Source organism: Burkholderia sp. 9777_1386 (assembly GCF_015712265.1).
In the GTDB taxonomy this organism is placed as follows: Bacteria; Pseudomonadota; Gammaproteobacteria; order Burkholderiales; family Burkholderiaceae; genus Burkholderia; species Burkholderia cenocepacia.
Genome location: NZ_JACCQB010000149.1, coordinates 1 through 415 on the forward strand (window position 1 = coordinate 1; position 415 = coordinate 415).

The window sequence follows — 415 nt, forward strand, 5'->3', positions numbered from 1 at the left end:
TCACGGGTGCGTGTTAAACGGTTAAAAAGAGTGGATTTTCCAACGTTAGGGCGCCCGACAAGCGCGACCACAGGTACCATGTTTGAAGCCTCATAAAATTCAAAATAACGTCGCTTTCGCAGCGTTTTTAAAAATGTCAAAACGGCTCCTGAGTGATCAGGAGCCGTTTAGTATACTACAACCGCCGTGTAATTAACGCGTGATCGCGTACAGCGTGCCGTCTTTTGCCTGAATCAGCAGTTTGCCGTCAGCCACAACGGGCTCCGTCAGGAAGCCTGAACTATCCACTTTCTGCTGTGCCACGAAGCGGCCATTCTCTGGATCGATCCAGTGCATATAGCCTTCGCTGTCGCCCACCACCAGGCTGCCGTTATACAGTGCCGGTGCGGTCAGCAGACGGTGCAGCAGATCGCTC

At 52.5% G+C, this 415-nt stretch carries 1 protein-coding gene and 1 pseudogene; both read right to left on the reverse strand.

Going from position 1 to position 415, the window contains the following annotated elements; all coding sequences use genetic code 11:
• Positions 1-80 (reverse strand): GTPase (locus tag H0X91_RS34775; RefSeq protein WP_196433829.1); only part of this gene is annotated, 80 nt, incomplete at its 3' end.
• Positions 81-192: 112 nt separating this feature from the next.
• Positions 193-415, reverse strand: a pseudogene (locus H0X91_RS34780) (PQQ-binding-like beta-propeller repeat protein); the annotation flags it as partial.